Below are 25,978 nucleotides of genomic sequence, written 5' to 3'. Positions count from 1 at the left end.
AAGCCCTCGCCGTTGGGTGCGAGGCTCATTGCAGGAGTCGTCGTCGTGAAGATTCGCGTGCTGTCCGATCTGCATCTGGAGAACAACGAGCCCGAGTTGATCCCGCATGCGCACGCGGATCTGATCGTGCTGGCCGGCGACATCCACAATCACGCAGCCGGCCCGCGCTGGGCCGCGCAGACTTTCGACGGCGCCGTGCCGGTGGTCTATGTGCCCGGCAATCACGAGTACTACGACGGCGAATTCGGCGCGCTCGAAACAGCCCTCTACGACGCAGCCGCGCAAGTCGACAACGTGCACGTGCTGAACAATGCCACGCTGGTCGACCCGCAAGGCCGCTGGCGCGTGCTCGGCACCACGTTGTGGACCGACTTCGCGTTATACGGCGCGGATCCTGACTCGCTCGCCGAATCCATCGAGGCATCGCGCCGGGTGATGCTCGACTTCCGCGGCCTGATCCAGATGAACTGGCCACACGACACCCGGGACTCGCCACGCGACTTCACCCCTGACGATTCCTTCGCGCTCCACCGCCAGGCGCGTGCCTGGCTCGAAAGCGAGCTGGCCAGCCCGTTCGACGGCAAGACGATCGTCGTCACGCATCACGCGCCGCATCGGATGAGTCTGGCCGAGCGCTACGCGGAGGACCGCGTGTCGGCCGGGTTCGTCAATCATTTGCCGGAACTGGTGCGCTCGCCCGTCGCACTGTGGATTCACGGACATACGCATACGCCATTCGATTACACCGTGAACGGCACGCGCGTGGTCTGCAATCCACGCGGCTATCTCGACCGGCGCACCGGTCAGCCGGAGAATCCACAGTTCACGTGGGATAAGGTCGTAGAGATATAGCGTCGGCTTGGGGCCGATCTGGGTAGCGCGGCCAGGCGGCAAGCACTACGCTGTTGCTGTCGTCGGGTTCGTGTCTTGCCGGCGTGTGGACGCGTGGGCGTGCTGGCGTGCTGGCGTGCTGGCGTGCTGGCGTGCTGGCGTGCTGGCGTGCTGGCGTGCTGGCACATCAGCATCGCGTCAAATCGCCCGGATAGCTCGAATCGGTGAAACCCGCCAGGCCGGTCATCTCCGGAGGTCACTTATGTGTGGTCGAATCAGCCAGTACCGCGATCCGCATCTGTACGCGCAACAGCTTGGCCTCGCCGATCCGCTCATGCTGTTCGACGCCGCCGACCGCCGCCCCGGCTACAACCTCGCGCCGGGTACTCACCCGCTGGCGATCTATCCGGACCAAACGCTGCACGCGATCCACTGGGGTTATTGTCCGGCGTGGGCACGCGAGCAGCATCTGCCGCAGACGATCAATGCACGCGCCGAAACCGCGCCGCATACACGCTACTTCAAAGACCTATGGAAAACTGGACGGGTACTGGTGCCGGCAGACGGCTGGTTCGAATGGCGCATGGAGGCAGCGCCCGGAACATCAAACGGGGATAGTGCGGCGGAAGCCGACGCAACGGTCCGCCAGCCTTACTTCGTGCATCTGAAAAGCGACGTACCGATGTACCTCGCAGCCCTGTCGAGCGTACGCGGCACGGAACCGCAGACGGAGGGCATGGGATTGGTGATCGTGACGGCCACCGCCGACGCAGGCCTGATCGACGTGCACGGCCGGCGCCCACTGGCATTGGCGCCGGAGGCGGCTCGCCGCTGGCTGGATCCGGCCCTGCAGTCCGACGAACTCGAGCAGCTCGCACGCAGCGCCTGCCTACCCGCCGCGCGGTTTCGCTGGCACCGGGTGAGTCCGGACGTAGACCGCACGCTCACTGACGAGCCGGGTCTGATCGAAGCGTTGCACTGAAGCTGAAAATGCCGCGCGCCAGGCTCAACGATCGCGCCGTTGTTCCTGCAAATCAGGGCGCTCGACCTTGATCGGCACCAGTTGCGGCTGCTGGTCACGCAGACGGCGCAGCAGATCGCGCGATGCGGCGATTCCGATCAGTCCCAACATGACGGCCACGCCGATCATCAGATGCGTATCCATGAATTCCTCGTCCTTCGGTTGTTGCGGTTGTTGCGATTTGCCGAATGGCGGCTAACTAAGCGCGCCCGGCTTAAGCGCCCTCGGCTGAATGCGGCAGCGCATGAACGACACGTTAGCAAATCGACCGCGACGCAGAAGTAAGGAAATGTTGCGACGCGGCACTTGTGTAACAGGCTGTCACGCTGGAGCGGCCTGGAACCGTCAACAATAGTCAACCGCCCACGTGGCGCTGCTTCAGCCGCGAGCGAACTGGCGCAATTCTTCCTGATCGACGGCCAGCGTGCCGGGCAGTTCGTCGCGCAGGAATTCGACCCAGGTGCGGATTTTCGCGTCCAGGTACTGCCGGGACGGATACAACGCATACAGATTCATTTCCTGCGACGTGTATTCCGGCAATAGCCACACGAGCTCGCCGCTACGCAAACCGCTGATCGCCGAGTAGATCGGAATCAGTCCGACCCCCATGCCCTTGCACGCCGCGACCGCCATGGCTTCCGCGACGTTCACCTGGAAGGTGGCCGGGCCGAGGGCGATCGTTTCCTCGCCGTTCGGGCCGTCAAAGGTCCATTTGTCGATCGGAAATACCGGTGTGACCAATTGCAGGCAGGTGTGGCGCGCGAGGTCCGCAGGCGTTTGGGGCACGCCGTGCCGCTCCAGATAAGCCGGCGACGCACATACGATGCTGAACGCGCTGCCCAGTCGCTGCGACACCAGCCCCGAATCCGGCAGGCCGGTTGCCAGCGTCAGCGACACATCGAAACCTTCGTCGAGCAGATCGGGCATGCGCTGCGCGAGCGTCAGCTCGACATGGACGTCCGGATAGCGCTCCTGATAGCGGCCCACGGCCGGCACCACATAGTGCTGGCCGAAGCTGGTCATGGCGTGGACCTTGAGTTTGCCGGACGGGCGGGCGTGGGCGTCGCTGGCTTCCGCTTCAGCCTGATCCACGTACGCGAGGATCTGTTCGCAGCGCTGCAGATAGCGCTCACCTGCCTCAGTCAGCGCGATACGGCGCGTCGTGCGGTTCAACAGACGCGTGCGCAGGTGCGCTTCCAGATCGGAAACCGCGCGCGACGCGTACGCCGTGGTCGTGTTCAAGTGCTGCGCGGCACCCGTAAAGCTGCCCGCTTCGACGACCCGGACAAATACGCGCATGTTTTGAAGCGTATCCATAATTTTCCTTACTGACCCGGAGCGATTGTTACACGATTCGCAAAGGCGATTATCTCATATCGCGTAAAAATGCCTTGCATCTTTACCGGTTATTCCCCAATCAATCAAAAAATATAATGACGCACATGCTTCTATAGCCAATTTTGGAGGAAATCGTGCAGTCTCCGGTACAAAAAGGGATCGCCGCAGCCGCGGTTCTTACGATCCTATTAACAATCGCCGGCTGTGCCAGTACCGGAGGCATCGCGCCGCAAGACCGCGGAATCGAGCCCTCCTCGCTCGACGCAGGCAACGCCATCCGGGCTGCCAACGCGGACGCCCAATGGCCGGCCGCCGACTGGTGGCGCGCCTATAACGATCCGCAGCTCAACGAGTGGGTCGAAACCGCGCAGGCAGGCAATCCGAATCTCGCTGTCGCCCAGGCGCGCGTGCGCGAAGCCGTGTCGATGGCGGGCGTCGCCCGTTCGGCGCTGTCGCCGCAAGTGAACGGCAGCCTGTCGATCCAGCGTCAGAAATGGGCCGACAACCTCTATTACGGCCCCGGCCCGCTCGCGGGCGAGCAGTCGTGGAACAACACCGGCACGCTGGGTCTGTCGTACAACCTGGATCTCTGGGGCAAGGACAAGAACGCCGCCGAGCGCGCGCTCGATGCTGCCCATGCGAGCGCGGCGGACTTCCGCGCCGCCCAACTCGAACTGGAAGGCAACGTCGTGCGCGCGTACATCGAGATGTCGATGAACTATGCGCTGCTCGATATCGCCAAATCCACGCTGCAACAACAGCAGCAGATCGTCGACCTGGCGAACCGGCGTCTGAAAGGCGGCATCGGCACGCAACTCGAAGTGAGCCAGGCCGAAACGCCAATGCCGGAATACGAACGCCAGATCGACGCGATCGAGGAAAAGATTGCGCTCGGCCGCAATCAATTGGCCGTACTGGCCGGCAAGGGGCCGGGCGCGGGCGATGCGATCCAGCGTCCGACGCTCTCGCTCGACAACGCACCCGCCGCTCTGCCGAGCGCACTGCCCGCGGACCTGATCGGCCATCGGCCCGACGTGGTCGCGGCACGCTGGACGGTGGCGGCACAAGCGCGCGGCATCGACGTCGCCAAGGCGAGCTTCTATCCGGACATCAACCTGCTGGCGTCGATCGGCGGTTATGCGGCAATGGGACCGCTGTTCCAGTTCCTGAAGGACCCGTCGCATAGCTGGAGCGCGGGTCCGGCGCTGTCGCTGCCGATCCTCGACGGCGGACGTCTGCGCTCGCAGCTTGGTGCGGCATCGGCAGGGTACGACGAGGCGGTCGATCGCTATAACCAGTCGATTGTCGGCGCGCTGAAGGACATCTCCGATCAGGTGATCCGGATCCGTTCGCTCGCGACCCAGGCGCAAGACGCCGACCGTTCTGTCGCAGCGGCTCGCAAGAACTATGAGTTGTCGCGCGAAGGGTATCGGCGCGGTTTGACCGACTATCTGAACGTGCTGGTCGCGCAAAGCCAGTTGCTGCGCGCGCAGGAAGGCGTCGCGAAGATTCAGGCTGAACGGCTGGGCGCGCATGCGTCGCTGGTCACGGCTCTGGGTGGCGGACTCGACGAACCGGCCAATGGTCCGCAGGCGAACGAGACGTTGCCCGCGCACGGGAAGGGCAAAGCGGCGGCGGCAGGTTCGACCGCCGCGGGCAAGCCTTCGGACGCGCCGACGCAGGCCGGTTCGGCGAGTCATGCGGATAGCACCGCACCTGCTGCCGCCACGGCGCAAGCGCAAAGCCCGGCCGCCGCCGCAGCTACTGAGTAAGGACGCGGACCATGTCAGCCTCCCCCTCTCCCGCCTCGCGTCCGGCATCGTTTGCCGCGCTCTATTCGGCTGCCGCCGACTGGGCACGCACCGACGGCCTCACGTGGGTCTATCTGTTCAAAGCGCTCGCCGCCTGCTTTCTGGCGCTCGGCATCGCGATGAAACTCGACTTGCCCCAGCCGCGCACCGCGATGACCACCGTGTTCATCGTGATGCAGCCGCAAAGCGGGATGGTGTTCGCCAAGAGCTTCTATCGGATCTGCGGGACGCTGGTCGGTCTCGTCGTCATGCTTGCGTTGATCGGTCTGTTCGCACAGCAGCCGGAACTGTTCATCGCCACAACCGCAATCTGGGTCGGCATCTGCACCGCGGGCGCCGCGCGCAATCGCAACTTCAAGTCGTACGGTTTCGTGCTGGCCGGCTATACCGCGGCGCTGATCGGCATCCCCGCTTCGCAGCATCCGGACGGCGCGTTTCTGAGCGCGCTGACGCGGGTGGCTGAAGTAGTGGTCGGCATCGTCTGCGCGGGCGCCGTTAGTGGCCTCGTGTTTCCGCAATTCGCCGGCTTGCAGATGCGCGGCACCGTGCGCGCGCGTTTCTCGGCGTTCGTCGAGTATGTGTCGGCCTCGTTGGCCGGCCGCAACGACCGCGCGCAGATCGAAGCGACCAATGCGAGTTTTGTCGCCGACATCGTCGGTTTCGAAGCGGCGCGCAGTGTCGCCGTATTCGAAGGCCCCGATTCGCGGATGCGTGGCGGCCGTCTGGCGCGTCTGAACAGCGAGTTCATGACCGCCTCGACGCGCTTTCACGCGCTGCATCAGTTGATGAACCGGCTGCGCGACGCGAACACGAGCGGCGCGACCGTCGCGATCGAAGCGCTGGAGCCGTACTTCAAGGAAATCGCCCCATTGCTCGCGAAATCCGGCGAACCGGTGTTGAGCGCCACGGATGCCGCCCACGCCGCCGCGCAGCTCGACGCGTACAAAGCGGAGTTGCCCAAGCGGGTCCGCGCGACACGCGCCGCCCTGGAAACGCAGCCGGACGCACCGCTGCTCGACTTCGACACCGGCGCTGAACTGCTGTACCGCTTTATCGACGATCTGCACGCGTACGCAGCCACTTATGCGTCGCTTGCCGTCGACACACACGAGCGCGAGCGCTGGATCGAGCGCTACGAACCGAAGACGAACGCAATCGCCGCGGGCGTGGCCGGCTTGCGCGCGACCATCGTCATGATGGTGCTCGGCGCATTCTGGATCGCGACGGCGTGGCCGAGCGGCTCGACCTTGACGCTGGACGCCGCGGCGGTCTGCGCGCTGGCGTCGTCGTCGCCGAATCCGAAGCGCACGGCCTTCCAGATGGCGGGCGGCACGCTGGTCGCCTCGGTGATGGGCATGATCGCGGTGTACGGCGTATATCCGCACATCGACGGCTTTCCGCTGCTGTGCGCCGCGCTTACGCCCTTCCTGCTGCTCGGCGTATTCATGACGACGCGCCCGGCACTGGCCGGCTACGGTGTCGGCTACTGCATCTTCTTCTGTTTCCTGGCCGGTCCGGACAACCTGATTCATTACGACCCAAGCGGCACCATTAACGACGCGATTGCGCTGGTGCTGTCGATGCTGGTGTGCGCGGTCGCCTTTGCCGTGCTGCTGCCGCCTTCGACGCCATGGCTGCGCAACCGCCTGCTGGTGGACCTGCGCCGTCAGGTGGTGCTGGCAAGCCGCGCGGGCATGCGCCGGGTACGTTCACGCTTCGAGAGCGGCGCACGCGATCTGATGTTCCAGATCAACGCGCTCGCGCAGAACGAACCCGAACTCAAACGCGACACGTTGCGCTGGCTCTTCTCGGTGCTCGAAGTGGGTAACGCGATGATCGACCTGCGCCGCGAAGTGGCGGCCCTGCCCCGCGACGCGCGCTATGCGCAGACGATGCCCTGGCGCATCTCATTGCGCGCGATGCGCAACGCGGTGTCCGCGCTATTCGAACGTCCGCGCGCGGACCGCTTCGACCGCGCGCTCGCCGCCACCACCGACGCAATTGCCGCCGTTCAGCAGATGCTGGTCACCTTCACGCCACCGCGTGACGAGCGGCATCAATTGCAACGCATTCTGAGCCAACTGCATTTCATTCGTACCGCGCTGCTCGATCCGCAATCGCCGCTTGAACCGTTGATGAGCGGACGTGCCGACGCGTCAGAAGGAGTTCGTCATGCCACGTGATATCGCCGTTTTCGACGCTTACGTGCCGGCCATCGTGCTGCTGTTTATCGCGGGCGCCGCGCTTACCTGGGTGTTGGACCGCGTGATTGCCTATACGGGCCTGTATCGCGTGGTGTGGCATCCATCCTTGTTCCGGGCCAGCTTGCTCGTGTGTGTGTGCGGCGTGCTGAGTCTCGCCGTTTATCGTTGATCAGAGTCGAAACATGACCATCCGAAATATTGTTGGCTTCGTCGCGACAGCCATTATTTTTATCATCGCGATTTTGATTGGGCGCGTGTTGTGGGTTCATTACATGGATGAACCGTGGACACGTGACGGACGCGTGCGCGCTGAAATCGTGAATGTGGCGCCGGATGTTTCAGGCGCGGTTGTCGATTTGCCTGTTAAAGATAATCAACTGGTGAAGAAGGGGGATCTGTTGATGCAGATCGATCCTTCGCACTATCAGATTGCTGTTGAGCAGGCGCAAGCTGCGGTTGCTGCGCGTAAGGCCGAGTTGCAGATGAAGCGCGATGATGCGCAACGGCGTGCGGATATGGATGCTTTGGTTGTGTCCAAGGAGAGCCGTGAGAATGCGACTCACACTGCGTCGGCCGCCGAGGCTTCTTATCAGCAGGCTTTGGCTGCGCTTGATGCTGCCAAATTGAATCTTGAGCGGACTCGGGTGGTGTCGCCGGTTGATGGCTATATCACCAACCTGAACGTGTTTCGTGGGGATTATGCGACGGCTGGATCTGCCAAGCTGGCCATTGTCGATAGTCACTCGTTCTGGGTTTATGGGTATTTTGAAGAGACCAAGCTGCCTCATGTTCGTATCGGCGATAAGGCTGAAGTTCGGTTGATGAGCGGGGGCACGCTTCAAGGGCATGTCGAGAGCATCTCTCGTGGGATCTATGATCGGGATAATCCCGAAAGCCGGGAGCTGCTGGCTGACGTGAATCCGACTTTTAATTGGGTTCGGTTGGCGCAGCGCGTGCCCGTGCGGGTGAGGATTGATTCTGTGCCCGACGGCGTTGTGTTGGCTGCGGGGATTACTTGTACTGTTGTTGTTAAGCCTAGCTAAGGTGTTTGCCTTCGCGGCGCTTTGTGGCCGTGCGCCGGCGGCGGTGGCCTTTCCTTGATTTGTTAGTGGTCTATTAGTGTCGCCCCTGTGCGGGGCAGCACTTACTTTCTTTGCCGCCGCAAAGAAAGATAAGCAAAGAAAGCGGCTCACCCCGCTAATTCTTAAGCGGGTCCCCCCCGCAGTTGCGGTAGTGGTGCATCTGGAATCCGTGCTCTCGCACACTCCGCGTCAGTGACCAGGCCATCATCAGCTCCCACTCCGCACTGCGTGCGTCGCGGATGGGTATGCATGGGAAACCATCGGCTTCGTTTGGGGGTGGCGGGGGCCGTCGGCTTCGCCTCGGCGGCACTGCGTGCGCCGAGGCGGTGCGTCAGTCGTGGGCCTCTTTCCCCAGGCTTCTGGTACGGTGTTGCCCGTTTTATAGCCTGAACTTTCCGACCATCTGCTTCAGGCCGCGGGCCTGGTCATCCAGCGAGCGGGCAGCCGCCGTGGCCTGCTCCACCAATGCGGCGTTCTGCTGTGTGCCCGAGTCCATCTGCGTCACCGCAAGGTTGATCTCCTCGATGCCCGCGCTTTGCTCGGATGATGCTGCCGAAATCTCGCCCATGATGTCAGTCACGCGCTTCACAGCCTTGACTACTTCATCCATGGTCTGGCCGGCATTTTGTGCGAGTGTCGACCCGTTGCTTACTCGCTCCACCGACGCACTGATCAAGCCCTTGATCTCCTTGGCAGCCGCTGCGCTGCGCTGCGCGAGATTGCGTACTTCGGCTGCGACCACCGAAAATCCGCGACCCTCTTCGCCGGCTCGAGCGGCTTCCACCGCCGCGTTCAAGGCCAGAATGTTGGTCTGGAATGCAATCCCCTCGATCACACCGATGATGTCGCCGATGCTTCGCGCACTGTCGTTGATCTCGTTCATCGTCGCGACCACGCGGCTCACCACGTCGCCACCCTTCTCGGCAATCTCCGAGGCGTTGTTGGCCAGCGTGCTCGCCTGCTTCGCGTTGTCGGCGTTCTGCCTCACCGTGGAGGTCAACTGCTCCATGCTGCTCGCGGTCCGCTCAAGCGCCATCGCCTGTTGCTCGGTGCGCTGCGACAGGTCGAGATTGCCCATCGAAATTTCGCCCGATGCCGTCGCAATCGCGTCCGCACTGGATGCGATGTCGGACACCGTCGTCGCGAGGCCGCTTTGCATGTCGTGCAGCGCGTACAGCATGCTCGACTTGTCCTTGCGGCCCAACGCGATCTGATTCGACAGGTCGCCCGCCGCGATCCGGCTGGCAATTTCCTTCGCGTACGCCGGCTCGCCGCCGAGCTGGCCGGCAAGGCGCCGCACCACCCACTCGCTAATGCCGAACGCCAGCGCGATCAATGCGATCGTCATCACCGCGATCATCACGAACGACGAATGGAAGATAAAACCCGACGCCTCGATGGTCGCCTTGGCAGCCGTGCCGCGCTGCGCGACGAGTCCGTCAACGAGTTTCTCGAGCTTGCCGGTCTCGACCAGCAGCGAGACGTCCTGCATGCCGACCTGCCAGTTCATCTGCGAAAGATCGAGCGGCTGCGCTTTCACAAGCTTCACGAAGTCACGCAAATGGCCGCTCCACACCGTGACGGCTGCGGCGAATTTCTTCTGCTGGTCGACAGACTTCGCGTCGGATGTGTCGACGTACTGTTGCAGCGTGCCGAGTTCCGTACCGAGACCGCTCAGACCCTTGTCGATGTCGGCGCCGAGATCGTCGCGCTCCTTGGCGGTGGTCGCGGTCAGCAGCATCTTTTGTGCGCGGCTTGCGCGCAGCATGTGGCCACGCGCCTCTTCGGCAGCGCGGCTCGCCACGTGGCCCTGGTCGTAGATCGATTGCGCGGAGGCGTTCAGGCGGCTGATCTGGGTCAGCGAAAAAACACCGATCGCCAGCGTGCCAATCAACAACACGGCAAACGCAAGCCGCAGCGTGGCCTTCACCGACAAACCCTTGAGCCGCACAGCACGCGAGCGGCTGCCCTGCCCATGCGATGGCGACGGCTCGCCCGCCGCTTCCCCTTCCGGTACGAACCCCGCGCCCGTCTGGCCGCCCAGCGAAACTACTTTCATATTCCTCGTCCCCACGTAATCGAACTGCCGGAAAGGTCGGTTCCGGCATTGATGCTTATCTCTCCGGGTCTACGGCATAAACGTCTGCGATCTTTAACGCCGCTCACGTGATGCCAACTCCAACTGCTATGCCCGGTCCTCGGCGCGTCGCTTTGTAAGCTCCGCGCCCGCGACCGTTTTATACATGGCCAAAAATCCCCAAACCGCATTTATCAGACGGCTTGCCAGCCATGCGTGGTCATGGCAGCACAGCCACCACAAGCACCATTACGGTGCACCCGGCTCGCCGTTTCAAGGCACCCCGGCGCCCAGACGAGACATAAGTGTCCGATTCGCGACAAAACTTGTCCTTACAATTCGTGGAAGCCACATTAAACTTCGACAAATACCTGACAACGCCGGATACCGCGTCGAAATGCCGCAGCAGTCGAACAGGCAAGCGACTCCAAAGAACGACGGCGCGCCGGCAGCCTGAAATCATTACCTTTCACTCTCCTCTCTCATCTAGCGTATGGAAACGAGCCTCGATAAAAGCGCCCTCGCCGGTGCCTCAGCCTCTCCCGCCAGTCCTGCCAACCCCGCTGCCCCGTCGCAGCCGGCCGCGAAAGTCCAGCGCACGGTTTACTCTGTGCTCGGTGCGATCAGCTTTTCGCACCTGCTCAACGACATGATCCAGTCGTTGATTCTGGCTATTTACCCGATGCTGAAAGACAACTTTTCACTGTCGTTCGGGCAGATCGGCCTGATTACGCTGACCTACCAGATCACCGCATCGCTGCTGCAGCCGCTTGTCGGCAGCTATACCGACAAGCATCCCAAGCCGTATTCGCTGCCCGTCGGTATGGGCTTTACCCTCGCCGGCCTGCTGCTGATGTCGGTCGCACCGAGTTTCGGCGTGCTGCTGGTAGCGGCGGCGCTGGTCGGTTGCGGCTCGTCGGTGTTTCATCCGGAATCGTCGCGGGTGGCGCGCATGGCGTCGGGCGGCCGTCACGGTCTGGCGCAGTCGCTGTTCCAGGTGGGCGGCAATGCGGGTTCGTCGCTCGGGCCGCTGCTCGCCGCGTTGATCGTGATTCCGCACGGCCAGCGCAGCATCGCGTGGTTCTCGGTGGCGGCACTGGTTGCGATCGTCGTGCTTACGCAAATCGGTCGCTGGTACAAGGCTCATCCGTCGGTCAAGAAGACGCGCAGCCAGGCCGGCCACGCGACGCTGTCGCGCAACAAAGTGATGTTCGCCATGAGCGTGCTGATGCTGCTGGTGTTCTCGAAATACTTCTACCTCGCCAGCATCAACAGCTACTTCACGTTCTATCTGATCGACAAGTTCCATCTGCCAGTGCAGGCCGCGCAGATCCACCTGTTCGTGTTCCTCGCGGCGGTCGCGGCGGGTACGGTGATTGGCGGTCCGATCGGCGACAGGATCGGCCGCAAGTATGTGATCTGGGTGTCGATCCTCGGCGTCGCGCCATTCACGCTGCTGCTGCCGTACGCGAACCTGTTCTGGACCAGCGTGCTGACGGTGATTATCGGTATCGTGCTGGCATCGGCGTTCTCGGCGATCCTCGTCTATGCGCAAGAGCTGATCCCCGGCAAAGTGGGGATGGTCGCAGGGCTGTTCTTCGGTTTCGCGTTCGGGATGGGCGGGATCGGCGCGGCCGTGCTCGGGCAGTTGGCCGACGCCACCAGCATCACTTATGTGTATAAGGTGTGCTCGTTCCTGCCGCTGATCGGCGTGCTGACGGTGTTTCTGCCGAATGTCGAAGGTAAGCGCGCGAAAGCGTGATGCGTTCGCCAGAAGTTGCATGACGAAAAGGCGCTACGGCGCCTTTTTTCTTTGACGGCGCTCATGGTGAACCCGCGTTGTCCGCACAGCCACGCGTGCTCTATGCTTGTGCGGACGTACGCACTGCTCTCGCGCCGTGCCCAACAGCCGTACGACTCGCCATCCGTTCACTCACGCAGCAGAAGGATCGCCGCCGATGACCAGCTACCGCGACTTCCACCGCCGTTCGATCGAGCAACCCGAGGAATTCTGGCGTGAACAAGCGCAGCGGATTCATTGGCAAACGCCGTTCGATACGGTGCTCGATCGCTCGAATCCGCCGTTCGCGCGCTGGTTCGTCGGCGGCCGCACGAACCTGTGCCATAACGCGGTGGACCGTCATATGGTCGAGCGCCCACAGCAGAACGCGCTGGTTTATGTGTCGACGGAAACCGGTATCGAGCGGCGTTACACCTACGCCGAGCTCTACGCGGAAATCAACCGCATGGCTGCGGTAATGCGCTCGCTGGGCGTAAAGCGCGGCGACGTCGTGCTGATCTACATGCCGATGATCCCCGAAGCGCTGTTCGCCATGCTCGCGTGCGCGCGGCTCGGCGCGATTCACTCGGTGGTGTTCGGCGGCTTCGCGGCCCTCAATCTGGCAGCTCGCATCGACGATGCGAAGCCTGTGCTGATCGTGACCGCCGACGCCGGTGCACGCGGCGGCAAAGTGATCGACTACACGCCGCTGATGGACGAAGCGCTCGCGCGCGCAACCCACAAGACGCCGCACGTGCTGCTGATCGACCGCCAGCTCGCGCCCGAGCGCCTGAACGCGAGCTACCTTGTCGCCTACGAGCCGTTGCGCGAGCAGTTTTTCGATGCGCATGTGCCATGCGAATGGCTCGAATCGAACGAGCCTTCTTATGTGCTTTACACGTCGGGCACGACCGGCAAACCGAAGGGCGTGCAGCGCGACGTCGGCGGCTATGCGGTGGCGCTGGCGGCATCGATGGAACACATCTTTCAGGGCAAGCCCGGCGACACGATGTTCACCGCGTCGGACGTGGGCTGGGTGGTCGGCCACAGCTACATCGTCTATGCGCCGCTGATCGCGGGGCTCACTACCGTGATGTACGAAGGCACACCGATTCGTCCGGACGGCGGCATCTGGTGGCGCCTCGTCGAACAGCACAAGATCAATCTGATGTTCACCGCGCCGACTGCGTTGCGCGTGCTGAAAAAGCAGGACCCGGCGCTGCTGAAGAAATCCGATCTATCGAGCCTGCGCACGCTGTTCCTCGCCGGCGAGCCGCTCGACGAACCGACCGCCGCGTGGATCTCCGACGCGCTCGGCAAGCCCATCATCGACAACTACTGGCAGACCGAAACCGGTTGGCCGATGCTGGCGATTCCGCGCGGCGTCGAAGCCCTGCCCACCAAGCTCGGCTCGCCGGGTGTGCCGTCGGCCGGCTTCAACCTGACCTTGCGTAACGAACTGACCGGCGAGCCCTGCCCGCCTGGCGAAAAAGGCGTGCTCACGCTGGGATATCCGCTGCCGCCGGGATGCATGTCGACGGTATGGGGCGACGACAAACGCTTTGTCAGCACATATTGGTCGAGCATTCCGAACCAGCAGGCCTACTCGACGTTCGACTGGGGCATTCAGGACAAAGACGGTTACGTGACGATCCTCGGCCGCACCGACGACGTGATCAACGTCGCCGGTCACCGGCTCGGCACGCGCGAGATCGAGGAAGCATTGTCGAGCCACGCAGCGGTCGCGGAAGTGGCGGTGGTCGGCGTGGCGGATGCGCTGAAGGGTCAGGCGGCCATGGCCTTTGTCGTGCTGCGCGACGCGCAAGCCTTTGCGGACGACAAATCGCGGGCAAAGCTGGAAGCCGATCTTACGGCCACGGTCGATCGCCAGCTTGGCGCCATTGCGCGGCCGGCACGAGTGGTCGTGGTATCGATGCTGCCGAAGACGCGCTCGGGCAAGCTGTTGCGCCGCGCGATTGCGGCACTAGCCGAGGGACGCGAACCGGGCGACCTGCCAACTATCGAAGATCCGGCGGCTTTGCAGCAGGTACGCGAGGCGCTGGGGGATTCAACGAAGCACTAGCCAGCGCCCAGGCCGATCGTGCCGTGCACGAGCGAAGCGCTTGTGCGCCGCTCGTTCGGGTGACTGCCGGGTTGCTGCTATTGGCCTGGCTGATCAACACGCTGCGTGCCAAAGCGGTGAGCAGATTACGCGCGACGCGCTTCCAGAAACCGCGTCAGAATCGCATTCGAATACGTCCCGGCGATCTCCGTGAGAAACGACACGAACGATTGCGGCGCGTGATCGTCGGCGGTGTCGGAGATGGTGCGTACCACCGCACATGGCACGCCATACTCGTAACAGACCTGCGCAATCGCCGCCCCTTCCATCTCCACCGCGAGCGCATCCGGCAGCGCATCGCGCAACGCTTTGACGCCCGTTGCACTCGCGACGAACTGATCGCCGCTGATGATCAACCCGCGATGCACGCGCGGCTCGCGCGTGCCGAAGCGCACCGCCGACGCCGCGCCCTCTTCAGCAACGAAACGCTCGCACGCGGCGGCGAGTTGATCGGCAAGCGCCGCATCGGCTGCAAAGCGCGACACGCCGAGCAACGGCACCTCGAAACGCGGAAACAACGGCGACGCGTCGAGATCGTGCTGCATGAGCACGTTGGCTACGACGATATCGCCGACCCGCACCTCGGTCCCCACGCCACCCGCAACGCCAGTAAACACGACCGCCTCGACATCGAACGCATGGATCAAGGCGCTGACGGTGGCCGCTGCGGCGACCTTGCCGACGCGCGCCAGCGTCACGACGCAGGGCGCGCCGTGCACGGTGCCCAGGTGATAATCGCGCTGACCATGCGTGATGGTGCGCACGCCGGATTCGGCGCGCATCGCGTCGATCAGATCGCCGAGTTCCTGCGGCAAGGCCGCCAGAATGCCGAGCGGACGGTGCGGGACCGACGCGCCGCTGCGGTTCAGATCGATAGCGGGCGCGTCCAAACCGGCCGCGCCCGCGTTAGCCGCAGCTGACCCTGCCGTGCCCGCGCTCATTCGACCGCCTGCAATTTGGCGACCGCAAGCGCCAGCCACTTCTCGCCGTGCCGCTTGAATTTGACCTGCGCCTTGGCATCCGTGCCACCGCCTTCAAGCGCCGTGATCGTGCCTTCCCCAAACTTGGTGTGGAACACCTGCTGGCCGACGCGAAAGCCGGTTTCAGCCGCGCGCTGTTCGTTCGCGAAGGCAGGCAACGGCGCCGGCGTCGACGACGAGGCGCCCGTGTAACCCGGCCGCGCGAACCAGTCGCGACCGTAACCGGCGTTATCCGAGCGACCACCCCAGCGCGCGCCCGCCTCGACCTTCGGCGTGAGCCACTTGAGGGTTTCCTGCGGCAGCTCGTCAAAGAAGCGCGAGCGGATGTTGTAGCGCGTCTGGCCGTGCAACATCCGGCTCTGCGCAAACGACAGATACAAACGTTCCTTGGCCCGCGTGATCGCCACGTACATCAGACGGCGCTCTTCTTCCAGACCGTCCGATTCCATCGCACTGTTTTCATGCGGGAACAGCCCTTCTTCAAGCCCGGTGATGAACACCGCCGTAAACTCGAGGCCCTTGGCCGCGTGCACCGTCATCAACTGCACGGCTTCCTGACCGGCTTGCGCCTGGTTGTCGCCCGCTTCCAGTGATGCGTGCGACAGGAAACCGGCGAGCGGCGTCATCGTGTCCGGGTTTTGCGCCGGATCGTCGATGCCGGGTGCGTCCAGCACAACGACATTCGGATCGTCGGTAGCGACGGCCAACTCAGGAGCCGTCGTTGCGCCCGGGCGCAGCGGAATCGAACGCGCCGGCGTATCCATGCCGTAGCCTTCTTCGCTGACGAAAGCAGCAGCCGCATTGACCAGTTCCTGCAAGTTCTCCAGCCGGTCCTGGCCTTCGCGTTCGTTCTGATAGAACTCCGTGAGACCGCTCGTGCGAATCACGCACTCGACCGTTTCCGGCAGGCTCATCTGCTGCGTTTCCGCGCGCATCCGGCCGATCAGGTTCGCGAAGCTGGCGAGGCTCGACCCCGCCTTACCCGCGACATACGGAATCGCAGCGGCCATCGAGCAGTTGTACAGACGTGCCGCATCAGCAAGTTGTTCGATCGAGCGCGCGCCAATACCGCGCGTCGGGAAATTGACGACGCGGACGAACGCGGTGTCGTCGTTCGGATTGTCGATCAGCCGCAGATAGGCGAGCGCGTGCTTGACTTCCTGGCGCTCGAAAAAGCGCAGGCCGCCATACACGCGATACGCGATGCCCGCGTTGACCAGCGTGTGTTCGATCGTGCGCGACTGCGCGTTGCTGCGATACAGGATCGCGACTTCGCTGCGCGACGTGCCGGTGCTGATTAGCGCCTTGATTTCCTCGACGATCCAGCCGGCTTCCTGCGTATCGGTGGCGGATTCGTAGACCCGCACCGGTTCGCCGTGCCCCGCGTCGGTACGCAGATTCTTGCCCAGACGCCGCGAGTTGTTGGCGATCAGCTGATTGGCCGCGTCGAGAATATGACCGTGTGAGCGATAGTTCTGCTCCAGCTTGATCATGTGCCGGACGTTGAACTCGTGTTCGAAGTCGCGCATGTTGCCGACGTTCGCGCCGCGGAATGCGTAGATCGACTGATCGTCGTCGCCGACCGCGAAGATCGAGTTGGTCTGCCCGGCCAGCATCTTCAGCCACGCGTATTGAAGTTTATTGGTGTCCTGGAACTCGTCGACGAGGATATGCCTGAAGCGTGCCTGATAGTGGGCGCGCAGCGGCGGATTGTGCGCCAGCAATTCAAAGCAGCGCAGCAGCAGTTCCGGAAAATCGACCACGCCTTCGCGTTGACATTGCTGGTCGTAGGCTTCGTAGAGTTCGACGAATTTGCGGTTGAAATTATCCGTGGCGTCGACGTCTTTCGGCCGCAGGCCTTGCTCTTTGGAATTGTTGATGAAGTACTGGAGATTCTTCGCCGGGTACTTTTCATCGTCGATGTTAAGGCCTTTCATCAGACGCTTGATCGCGGAGAGCTGGTCTGCGGTGTCGAGGATCTGGAAAGTGGCGGGCAGGCCGGCGTCGCGATGGTGCGCGCGGAGCATGCGGTTGCACAGGCCGTGGAAAGTGCCGATCCACATGCCACGCGTGTCGATCGGCAAGAGTGCCGAAAGACGCGACATCATTTCGCGGGCGGCTTTATTGGTGAAGGTCACCGCCAGGATGGTGGCGGGCGACGCCAGACCGTGCTGGATAAGCCATGCGATGCGCGTGATGAGGACGCGGGTTTTGCCGCTGCCCGCGCCGGCAAGGATGAGCGCTGGCTCGTTGGGGAGCGTGACGGCGGCGTGTTGTTCGGGGTTTAGATTGGCTAGCAGATCGGGCATTTTTTGGGAGGACGGCGAGGGCGTTCGACATTATAGGCCCCTCCGGGGCTTGGGTTTTTTTGGAGGTTTTTGCCTGCGCGGCGCTTTTTGTTTGTCTGCCTGCGGTGACGGGCTTTGGCTGGTTTTTTTGCCTGCGCGGCGCTTTCTGTGTGCCTACGGCGGTGGCCTTTCCTTGTTTTGTTAGTGATCTATTAGCGTTGCCCCTGTGCGGGGCGGCACCTACTTCTCTTTGCCGGCTGCAAAGAGAAGTAGGCAAGAGAAAGCAGCTCACACCGCTAATTCTTAAGCGGGTCCCCCGCGCAGTTACGGTAGTGGTGCATCTGGAATCTGTGTTCTCGCACATTCAGCGTGAGTGACAAGGCCGTCATTCTTCCGGCGGCGCTGCGCGCGCCGACGCGGTAGTTCATCAAGCCGGCCCCCGTTTTTACGCTCAGCGGTAATTCACAAGGCTATCTGCCGCATTCGATGCCCACGGCACCTCCAAAGGCAACTCGCCGTATCCGATGCCTGCGGCACTTCAAAGGGAGGCTTGCCGTTTTCAGTGCCCCACAGCACTTCGTATGCCGCGAGCTTCGTTTGGTGCCGGTGACATTTCCAAAGTACTAGCTCGGCTAGTGCATCGCCGAGGCGAAGCCGAGGGCCCCCACGGCGCGCAACCGAAACCCCTGGTTTCCCTGGCAAACCCGTCCGCGACGCACGCAGTGCGGAGTGGGAGCCGATGACACCCTTGTCACTAACGTCTGAAGGTGCACGAACACGGATTCCACGGAGCCACTGCCACTTGCAGGCCACGGCGCCCACTTAGCATTGGCGGTTTAAGCTGCTTTCTCTTGCCTACTTCTCTTTGCAGCCGGCAAAGAGAAGTAGGTGCCGCCCCGCACAGGGGCAACGCTAATAGACCGCTAACAATGCAAGGAAAGGCCAAAGCCCTGAGAACCCTGACAACGCCGCCGCCAAAGGCAAAAAACTCAACCAAGGGCCCTCACCGGCAGCGCCGCTTATAATCGAGCATTCTTTGCATCCACCAGCAGACGGACAGAAATGAGCGAGACCCCGAGCGACCCGACCTCCACGCTTGCCAAAAGCTTCGAGCCCCACACCGTCGAAGCCCACTGGGGCCCCGAATGGGAAAAGCGCGCCTATGCGGCGCCCTCCTTCGACGAGAACAAGAAAGACTTCTCGATCCAGTTGCCGCCGCCGAACGTCACGGGCACCCTGCACATGGGCCATGCCTTCAACCAGACGATCATGGACGGCCTCGCCCGCTATCACCGCATGCTCGGCGAAAATACCCTCTGGGTGCCGGGCACGGACCACGCGGGCATCGCCACGCAGATCGTCGTCGAACGGCAACTGGACGCCCAAGGCATCTCGCGCCACGATCTCGGCCGCGAAAAGTTCACCGAACGCGTCTGGGAATGGAAGCAGGAATCCGGCTCGACCATCACGAATCAGGTGCGCCGCCTGGGCGCGTCGATCGACTGGTCGCGCGAATACTTCACGATGGACGACAAAATGTCCACCGCCGTGCGCGACGTGTTCGTACGCCTGTACGAACAGGGCCTGATCTACCGCGGCAAGCGTCTCGTGAACTGGGATCCGGTGCTGCTCACCGCCGTCTCCGACCTCGAAGTGGTCAGCGAAGAAGAAAACGGCCACCTCTGGCACATCCAGTATCCGCTCACGGACGGCTCGGGCCATCTGACGGTCGCGACCACGCGTCCGGAAACCATGCTCGGCGACACCGCCGTGATGGTCCATCCGGAAGACGAGCGCTACGCGCACCTGCTCGGTAAAACGGTCACGCTGCCGCTCTCCGGCCGCGAAGTCCCGATCATCGCCGACGACTACGTCGACCGCGAATTCGGTACCGGCGTGGTCAAGGTCACGCCCGCGCACGATTTCAACGACTATCAGGTCGGCCAGCGCCACAAACTGCCGATGATCGAAATCCTCACGCTCGACGCGAAGATCAACGAGAACGCACCGGTAAAATACCGCGGTCTGGACCGTTTCGAAGCCCGCAAGCAGGTCGTGGCCGATCTCGACGCGCTCGGTGCACTCGAATCGGTCAAGCCGCACAAGCTGATGGTGCCGCGCGGCGACCGCACGGGCGTCGTGATCGAGCCGATGCTGACGGACCAATGGTTCGTCGCCATGAGCAAGCCGGCGCCGGAAGGCACCTTCAATCCGGGCAAGTCGATCGCGGAAACGGCACTCGACGTGGTTCGCAGCGGCGAAATCAAGTTCGTGCCGGAAAACTGGTCCACCACGTATTACCAGTGGCTCGAAAACATCCAGGACTGGTGTATTTCGCGTCAACTCTGGTGGGGCCATCAGATCCCGGCGTGGTACGGCGAAAACGGTGAAATTTTCGTCGCCAAGACCGAAGAGGAAGTCCGCGCCAAGGCCACTGCGGCCGGCTACACGGGCGCCCTGAAGCGCGACGAAGACGTGCTCGACACATGGTTCTCGTCTGCGCTGGTGCCGTTCTCGTCGCTCGGCTGGCCTGCCGAGACGCCGGAGCTGAAGCATTTCATGCCTTCATCGGTGCTGGTCACCGGTTTCGACATCATCTTCTTCTGGGTCGCGCGCATGGTCATGATGACCACGCACTTCACCGGCAAGGTGCCGTTCGACACGGTCTACGTGCACGGTCTCGTGCGCGACGCCGAAGGCCAGAAGATGTCGAAGAGCAAAGGCAATACGCTCGACCCGATCGATATCGTCGACGGCATCGAACTCGACGCGCTGGTGGCCAAGCGCACCACCGGCCTGATGAATCCGAAGCAGGCTGCGTCGATCGAAAAGAAAACCCGCAAGGAATTCCCGGACGGCATTCCGGCGTTCGGCACGGACGCGCTGCGTTTCACGATGGCCTCGATGGCTACGCTCGGCCGCAACATCAACTTCGACCTGGCGCGCTGCGAAGGCTATCGCAACTTCTGCAACAAGCTGTGGAATGCCACGCGTTTCGTGCTGATGAACTGTGAAGGCCAGGATTGTGGTTTCGGCAAGCCGGAACAATGCGGTGAATGCGGCCCGGACGGCCACCTGAACTTCTCGGCGGCCGACCGCTGGATCGTCTCGCGCCTGCAGCGTGTGGAAGCGGAAATCGCCAAGGGCTTCGCCGACTATCGTTTTGACAATGTGGCCAACGCCCTATACAAGTTCGTATGGGACGAATACTGTGACTGGTATCTCGAACTCGCCAAGGTTCAGATCCAGACGGGTCAGCCGAACCAGCAGCGCGCCACGCGCCGCACGCTGCTGCGCGTACTCGAGACAGTATTGCGCCTCGCGCATCCGGTGATTCCGTTCATTACCGAAGCGCTGTGGCAAAAAGTTGCACCGTTGGCGGCCCGTTACCCCGAAGGCAAAGCCGAGGGCGAAGCGTCCATCATGGTGCAGCCGTACCCGGTTGCCGAGCCGTCGAAGATCGACGAAGACGCGGAGCAATGGGCGGCCGACCTGAAAGCAGTGATCGATGCGTGCCGGAATCTGCGCGGCGAGATGAATCTGTCGCCGGCGGTCAAGGTGCCGTTACTCGCTACCGGCAACGCGGAGCGCCTCTCCACTTTCGCTCCGTACGCTCAGGCATTGGCCCGTCTGTCGGACGTGCAGATCATCGCCGACGAGGCAACGTTGGATGCGCAAGCAGATGGCGCGCCAATTGCTATCGTAGGGAATGACAAGCTCGTGCTGAAGGTGGAAATCGACGTTGCTGTCGAGCGCGAGCGTCTGTCGAAGGAGATTGCGCGGCTTGGCACGGAAGTCATCAAGTGCAATGCCAAATTGCAGAATGAAAGCTTTGTTGCAAAGGCGCCGCCGGCAGTCGTTGAGCAGGAGCAGAAAAGGCTGGCAGAATTCGAAACCACTATTGGCAAGCTGAAAGCTCAATTGGCCCGTTTGCCGGCCTGATCGATGCTCCGTGTCCGCCCCGTCGTGGGCGGGCAAGGACCAAAAGCTAAACCAGAGGATTCAGGGTAATCACATGCTAAAAGTTACAAAAGCGGTATTTCCGGTAGCAGGTCTTGGCACCCGGTTCCTCCCTGCCACGAAGGCCAGCCCGAAGGAGATGCTGCCGATCGTCGACAAGCCGCTGATTCAATACGCGGTGGAAGAAGCCATGGCGGCCGGCATCACCGAAATGATCTTCGTCACGGGCCGCAGCAAGCGCGCGATCGAGGACCATTTCGATAAGTCATACGAAATCGAGGCGGAACTCCTCGCGCGCGGCAAGGACAAGCTGCTGGAACTGGTGCGCAGCATCAAGCCGAGCCATGTCGACTGCTTCTACGTGCGTCAACCGGAAGCGCTCGGTCTGGGCCACGCGGTGATGTGCGCCGAAAAGCTGGTGGGCGACAACCCGTTCGCCGTCATCCTCGCAGACGACTTGCTGTACGGCACGCCGCCCGTGATGACGCAGATGATCGAAGTGTTCGACCACTATCACAGCTCGGTGATTGGCGTCGAAGAGATCCCTCACGCAGAGACGAAGTCGTACGGCATCGTCGACGGTAAAGAGTGGGAAGACTCGATCATCAAGATGTCGGGCATTGTCGAAAAGCCGGAGCCGAACGTCGCGCCGTCAAATCTCGGCGTGGTGGGCCGCTATGTGCTGAAGCCGCGTATCTTCGAACATCTGCGCGCACTGAAGCCGGGCGCAGGCGGTGAGTTGCAGCTGACGGACGCAATTCAATCGCTGCTGGCCGATGAACAGGTGCTGGCGTACAAGTACCACGGCACGCGTTTCGACTGCGGCAGCAAGCTGGGTTATCTGAAGGCGACGGTCGAGTTCGCTCTGCGTCACCCGGAAGTGGCAGCCGATTTCGAAGAATATTTGCGTACCCGTTCGCCGGTGCTGGAAGGCTGAGCAACTGGACTGTCGCGCAGAACCCTTTTGCGCTGTTAGCCTCTCGATAGCATCAGTCAGACGTAAAAAAGGCGCTGTGCCCCGCATTCGCGGGCACAGCGCCTTTTGTTTGCATTTCAGCGGCGCTTCATCAAAAAGGTAAAAACCTTGTCGTGCGCCGAGCTTTCGACGATTTCGTTGCCGGTTTGCTTCGCGAACGCGGCGAAATCGCGCTGCGAACCCGGATCGGTAGCCAGGACCTTGAGAATCTGACCGCTTTCCATGTCGGCGAGCGCCTTCTTGGCGCGCAAAATGGGCAGCGGGCACATCAGCCCGCGCGCATCGACTTCCTTGTGAACCTGAATTTGCATCGACGATGACCTTCGGGATGAGGCGTCGTACGCGACGCCGGACAGAGGGTCAAATTCTACAGCAGGCGTCGTTTAGCCGCCGGACGTGCCGCTATCATGTCGGTTATCGCAATCCGGCGGCATTTTAGCGCTACAGCGTGACAGCCCCTCCGCTCTGTAGCGACTGCCGCAACGCCATGCCAATCCGTGTCGCTTCGAGCGCATCGGCCAGCGTAGCGCCTGCTTGCGCATTCGATGCCGCGCCGCCCTGCACCGCTGCAACGAAGGCACGCGCTTCATGCAAAAACGCCTCCTCGAAGCGATCGAAGAAGGTCGGCGTGCATTCGGTGCGGATGCCCGTCGCGTCGTAGATCTCGACGCGATTCGCACGCGGATTGTGGCCAATCGCCAATGCGCCGGTTGTGCCGATCACCTCGCTGTGCGTGTCGTTACCGTGAGCCTGCGTGCGCGACGCATAGAACATCGCGAGCTTGCCGTCCTCGAATTCGCAAATCGCCACGCCGTTATCGACGTCGCCGAATTCCCGCAACCCCTCGTGCAATGCGACCGCGCCCGCCGCAAACACGCGCTTGGCGCGCGGCTTGCCGAGCAGCCAGCGCGCGACGTCGATGTCATGCACCGTGCAGTCCAGAAAGATCCCACCGGAGGTCGCCGCAAAACGCACGAAGAAACCGTCGTTATCGTTCTGATCGGTGGTTTGCGAGCGCACCAGAAACGGTCGGCCGATCTTGCCGGCTTCGATCTTGTCGAACGCATCCTTGTAGCTCGGATCGAAACGCCGCATGAAGCCGATGGTGGCTTGCAGATACGGGTAACGCGCGGCTTCAGCCAGTACGCGCTCGCACTCGGCAAGATCCAGCGACAGCGGCTTCTCGCAGAACACATGTTTGCCGGCACGCAATGCATCGATAATCTGCTGCGCGTGCAAGGACGACGGCGTGACGAGCCACACCGCGTCCACGTCGCGATCGGCGAGCAGGTCCGCATAATCGGCGTAGAGACGCGGTTCGGGCAACGCCTCACACGCCCACGCCCGCTCCTCTTCCATCGGACTGCAAGCGGCCACAAGTGCCGCACCCGGCACGCGATACGCCAGATTTTCCGCGTGCCGCTTGCCCAATCGCCCCAAACCGACCACACCCAAACGAAGCCGCCCAATAGTCGCCTGCGTCACGATGACTCCCCGAGTTTTACCGCGCGGCCCTCGCGCCACGAGCGTGTCGCGGCGTCGGCGAGTTCGAGCGCTTTCAGGCCGTCTGCGACGGTGGTTCGCACCGGCTTGCCGTGCGTGACCGCGTCGAAGAAATGTGCGATTTCCAAGGCGTATGCCGCGCGATAACGTTCGAGGAAAAACGCCTCGGGCACATCGCTCGACACTTCGGTTCTCGAATACGCGGTGACCTCGGTGGGCCGGACATTGCCCGCCTGCAGCATGCCTGTACTGCCGAGCACTTCGAAACGCTGGTCATACCCATAAGCCGCGCGCCGCGCGGTGTTGATCTGGCACAGGCGGCCGTGCTTCGTGCGGATCGTCACCGCGGTCGAATCGATATCGCCCGCTTCGGCAATCGCCGGATCCGAAAGACAACTACCGGTGGCGTGCAGCGTGTCGGCTTCATCGTCGAGAATCCAGCGGAAAATGTCGAAGTCGTGAATCAACATGTCCTTGAAAATGCCGCCCGAGTGCTTGATGTACTCGACCGGCGGTGCGCCCGGATCGCGGCTCGTCACCACCAGCATTTCCGGCGTGCCGATTTCGCCCGCATCGATGCGCGCTTTCAACGCGGAAAAAGTCGGGTCGAAGCGGCGCTGAAAGCCGATCATGCAGACCACGCCCGCACGCTCCACAGCCTCGGCACAGGCACGCGCCCGCTCCAGAGTCAGGTCAACCGGCTTTTCACAGAACACATGCTTCTTCTGCGCGGCCGATTTCATGATCAGATCCGCGTGCGTGTCCGTGCTCGAACAGATCACCGTCGCGCCGATCGACGCATCGCCCATTGCACCGTCAATATCGGCAACCTGCGCGCCGTGCTCGGCGGCGAGCGCCGCAGCCGCTTCGCGATTCACATCGACCACATACTTGAGCCGCACGCCCGGCTGCCGAGCCAGATTCGCCGCATGAATCTTGCCGATGCGCCCCGCGCCGAATACCGCTACATCGATCGTCTTTACCGCCTCAGTCATCGTATCCTCCAGTCTCTTTGGATTCTTCTACGTTCAGTTCGAGCTTGTACGCGAGCGCGATGAACAACGCCTGGCACAAACAGATCGTGCTGGTCAGGGAGCGGAATGCGAACGCGCTGCCCTCTTTCACGTACAGTTGGGTCGTGGCGTAACGCGCCAGCGGAGAAAGTTGGCTATCCGTAATAACCAGTGTCTTCGCCTGATGGTGATGGGCGACACGCAGGCAATACTGCGTTTCCTTGCCATAAGGCGCGAAGCTGATCGCGATCACCACGTCGCTCTTCTTCACGCTGCGAATCTGCTCGCGGTACATCCCGCCGAAACCGGACACCAGGTGCACGCGCTTCGGCGTGTGCTGCAACGCGTAGACGATATAGCTCGCCACCGGAAACGAGCGCCGCACGCCGATCACATAGATATTGTCGGCTTGCTGCAGCATCTTCACGGCAGAATCGAACTGCTTGTCGTCGAGACCTGCTTCGAGTTCTTCAAGTCCGCCACGTGAGGCCGCGATGAATTCGCGCGCCACTGCGCCGCCGGACAATGCGCCGGGTTTCTCGTCGATCAGCTTGCGAATCCTCTGCTGATAACTCGGCGAGGACGTGCCTTGCCCCGTATACGCCTGACGAAATACCGCCTGCAGATCGGAGAAGCCGGAAAAGCCGAAGCGCTGCGCAAAGCGCACCACGGCGGACGGATGCACACCGCAGCTCGCGGCGATGTCGCTGGTGCGGTCCACCATCACGCTCGAGCGATGCTGCTCGATATAAGTCGCGACATTCTTCAATTGACGCGGCAACGCTTCGTAGTTTTCCGCGATGCGCTGCATCAATTCTTCGACGCTCGGCAATTCTTCTGTGCTCTCTTCCGCCATGGCTCTCTCTTCGTTGCTTTATTGCAGTGCGCAAGGCGCTTCCAACGCCCACCACACAGCATCCTGACGCTGCCGATTATAGGCAGGCACATCGTTAAATGGAACGTATTTTCTATTTTTATTTGTCATGAAATTT

Annotated in this window: 19 protein-coding genes; 10 read left to right on the top strand and 9 right to left on the bottom strand. The window is 62.3% G+C overall.

Annotated elements, in window-relative coordinates:
* The first annotated feature begins 45 nt into the window (after window positions 1-45).
* Entirely contained in the window at window positions 46-852 is an 807-nt protein-coding gene (locus ACUN0E_RS26135) for a metallophosphoesterase (protein WP_445568396.1), read from the top strand.
* Window positions 853-1,093: 241 nt separating this feature from the next.
* Entirely contained in the window at window positions 1,094-1,813 is a 720-nt protein-coding gene (locus ACUN0E_RS26130) for an SOS response-associated peptidase (protein WP_445568395.1), read from the top strand.
* Between the two features lie 24 nt (window positions 1,814-1,837).
* Here ACUN0E_RS26130 and ACUN0E_RS26125 read toward each other — a convergent pair whose 3' ends face one another.
* Together ACUN0E_RS26125 and ACUN0E_RS26120 are read right to left on the bottom strand one after the other, a co-directional pair.
* Entirely contained in the window at window positions 1,838-1,996 is a 159-nt protein-coding gene (locus tag ACUN0E_RS26125; protein WP_408228698.1) for a hypothetical protein, read from the bottom strand.
* A 234-nt stretch (window positions 1,997-2,230) separates the two neighbouring features.
* Window positions 2,231-3,169 carry a LysR family transcriptional regulator gene (locus ACUN0E_RS26120; protein WP_445568394.1) on the bottom strand — a complete coding sequence of 313 codons (939 nt, stop codon included), beginning with the start codon at window positions 3,167-3,169 and terminating at the stop codon, window positions 2,231-2,233.
* Window positions 3,170-3,324: 155 nt separating this feature from the next.
* Here ACUN0E_RS26120 and ACUN0E_RS26115 point away from each other — a divergent pair, with 155 nt between their 5' ends.
* The 4 genes from ACUN0E_RS26115 to ACUN0E_RS26100 are packed head-to-tail and all read left to right on the top strand — an operon-like array spanning window position 3,325 to window position 8,248.
* Window positions 3,325-4,962 carry an efflux transporter outer membrane subunit gene (locus ACUN0E_RS26115; RefSeq protein WP_445568393.1) on the top strand — a complete coding sequence of 546 codons (1,638 nt, stop codon included), beginning with the start codon at window positions 3,325-3,327 and terminating at the stop codon, window positions 4,960-4,962.
* An 11-nt stretch (window positions 4,963-4,973) separates the two neighbouring features.
* Window positions 4,974-7,184, top strand: coding sequence for an FUSC family protein (locus ACUN0E_RS26110; RefSeq protein ID WP_445568392.1), 2,211 nt, complete (start codon window positions 4,974-4,976; stop codon window positions 7,182-7,184).
* Complete coding sequence (locus ACUN0E_RS26105) at window positions 7,174-7,374, top strand: DUF1656 domain-containing protein (RefSeq protein ID WP_179733202.1); 201 nt, start codon at window positions 7,174-7,176, stop codon at window positions 7,372-7,374. Before ACUN0E_RS26110 ends, ACUN0E_RS26105 begins: the two co-directional genes overlap by 11 nt.
* 13 nt (window positions 7,375-7,387) lie before the next feature.
* On the top strand, window positions 7,388-8,248 hold the full coding sequence (locus ACUN0E_RS26100) for an efflux RND transporter periplasmic adaptor subunit (RefSeq protein WP_408228686.1): 861 nt from the start codon (window positions 7,388-7,390) through the stop codon (window positions 8,246-8,248).
* A gap of 418 nt (window positions 8,249-8,666) precedes the next feature.
* On the opposite strand, the gene ACUN0E_RS26095 is transcribed toward ACUN0E_RS26100, so the two are convergent.
* The gene (locus tag ACUN0E_RS26095) at window positions 8,667-10,346 is read right to left on the bottom strand and encodes a methyl-accepting chemotaxis protein (RefSeq protein WP_445568391.1); all 1,680 of its coding nucleotides are present in this window, start codon (window positions 10,344-10,346) and stop codon (window positions 8,667-8,669) included.
* Window positions 10,347-10,857: 511 nt separating this feature from the next.
* Here ACUN0E_RS26095 and ACUN0E_RS26090 point away from each other — a divergent pair.
* Both ACUN0E_RS26090 and ACUN0E_RS26085 read left to right on the top strand, forming a co-directional pair.
* A complete protein-coding gene (locus tag ACUN0E_RS26090; protein ID WP_445568390.1) occupies window positions 10,858-12,126 on the top strand; it encodes an MFS transporter in 1,269 nt (422 codons plus the stop codon).
* A gap of 196 nt (window positions 12,127-12,322) precedes the next feature.
* Window positions 12,323-14,227: a propionate--CoA ligase gene (locus ACUN0E_RS26085; RefSeq protein ID WP_408333619.1), complete on the top strand. Its 1,905-nt coding sequence runs from the start codon at window positions 12,323-12,325 to the stop codon at window positions 14,225-14,227.
* Window positions 14,228-14,352: 125 nt separating this feature from the next.
* Here ACUN0E_RS26085 and ACUN0E_RS26080 read toward each other — a convergent pair whose 3' ends face one another.
* Together ACUN0E_RS26080 and ACUN0E_RS26075 are read right to left on the bottom strand one after the other, a co-directional pair.
* Window positions 14,353-15,207 carry a 5'-methylthioadenosine/adenosylhomocysteine nucleosidase gene (locus ACUN0E_RS26080; RefSeq protein WP_445568389.1) on the bottom strand — a complete coding sequence of 285 codons (855 nt, stop codon included), beginning with the start codon at window positions 15,205-15,207 and terminating at the stop codon, window positions 14,353-14,355.
* Window positions 15,204-17,555 (bottom strand): UvrD-helicase domain-containing protein, encoded by a 2,352-nt coding sequence (locus tag ACUN0E_RS26075; RefSeq protein WP_408333625.1) that lies wholly within the window; start codon window positions 17,553-17,555, stop codon window positions 15,204-15,206. The genes ACUN0E_RS26080 and ACUN0E_RS26075 overlap by 4 nt, the downstream gene beginning before the upstream one ends.
* Window positions 17,556-18,596: 1,041 nt before the next feature.
* Here ACUN0E_RS26075 and ACUN0E_RS26070 point away from each other — a divergent pair.
* On the top strand, window positions 18,597-21,476 hold the full coding sequence (locus ACUN0E_RS26070; protein ID WP_408228668.1) for a valine--tRNA ligase: 2,880 nt from the start codon (window positions 18,597-18,599) through the stop codon (window positions 21,474-21,476).
* Window positions 21,477-21,549: 73 nt separating this feature from the next.
* Window positions 21,550-22,431 (top strand): UTP--glucose-1-phosphate uridylyltransferase GalU, encoded by an 882-nt coding sequence (galU, locus tag ACUN0E_RS26065; RefSeq protein WP_408205778.1) that lies wholly within the window; start codon window positions 21,550-21,552, stop codon window positions 22,429-22,431.
* A gap of 116 nt (window positions 22,432-22,547) precedes the next feature.
* On the opposite strand, the gene ACUN0E_RS26060 is transcribed toward galU, so the two are convergent.
* The 4 genes from ACUN0E_RS26060 to ACUN0E_RS26045 all read right to left on the bottom strand — a co-directional run bounded on the left by ACUN0E_RS26060 (window position 22,548) and on the right by ACUN0E_RS26045 (window position 25,842).
* On the bottom strand, window positions 22,548-22,775 hold the full coding sequence (locus ACUN0E_RS26060; RefSeq protein WP_025600552.1) for a sulfurtransferase TusA family protein: 228 nt from the start codon (window positions 22,773-22,775) through the stop codon (window positions 22,548-22,550).
* Window positions 22,776-22,911: 136 nt separating this feature from the next.
* Window positions 22,912-23,955 carry a Gfo/Idh/MocA family oxidoreductase gene (locus ACUN0E_RS26055; RefSeq protein WP_445568388.1) on the bottom strand — a complete coding sequence of 348 codons (1,044 nt, stop codon included), beginning with the start codon at window positions 23,953-23,955 and terminating at the stop codon, window positions 22,912-22,914.
* Window positions 23,952-24,968, bottom strand: coding sequence for an inositol 2-dehydrogenase (iolG, locus tag ACUN0E_RS26050; RefSeq protein ID WP_408228662.1), 1,017 nt, complete (start codon window positions 24,966-24,968; stop codon window positions 23,952-23,954). The genes ACUN0E_RS26055 and iolG overlap by 4 nt, the downstream gene beginning before the upstream one ends.
* A complete protein-coding gene (locus ACUN0E_RS26045; protein WP_445568387.1) occupies window positions 24,961-25,842 on the bottom strand; it encodes a MurR/RpiR family transcriptional regulator in 882 nt (293 codons plus the stop codon). Before ACUN0E_RS26045 ends, iolG begins: the two co-directional genes overlap by 8 nt.
* Window positions 25,843-25,978 lie beyond the last annotated feature (136 nt).

The sequence above is a fragment of the Paraburkholderia sp. D1E genome, assembly GCF_052682275.1.
This window is presented reverse-complemented; position numbering and strand designations above follow the sequence as displayed.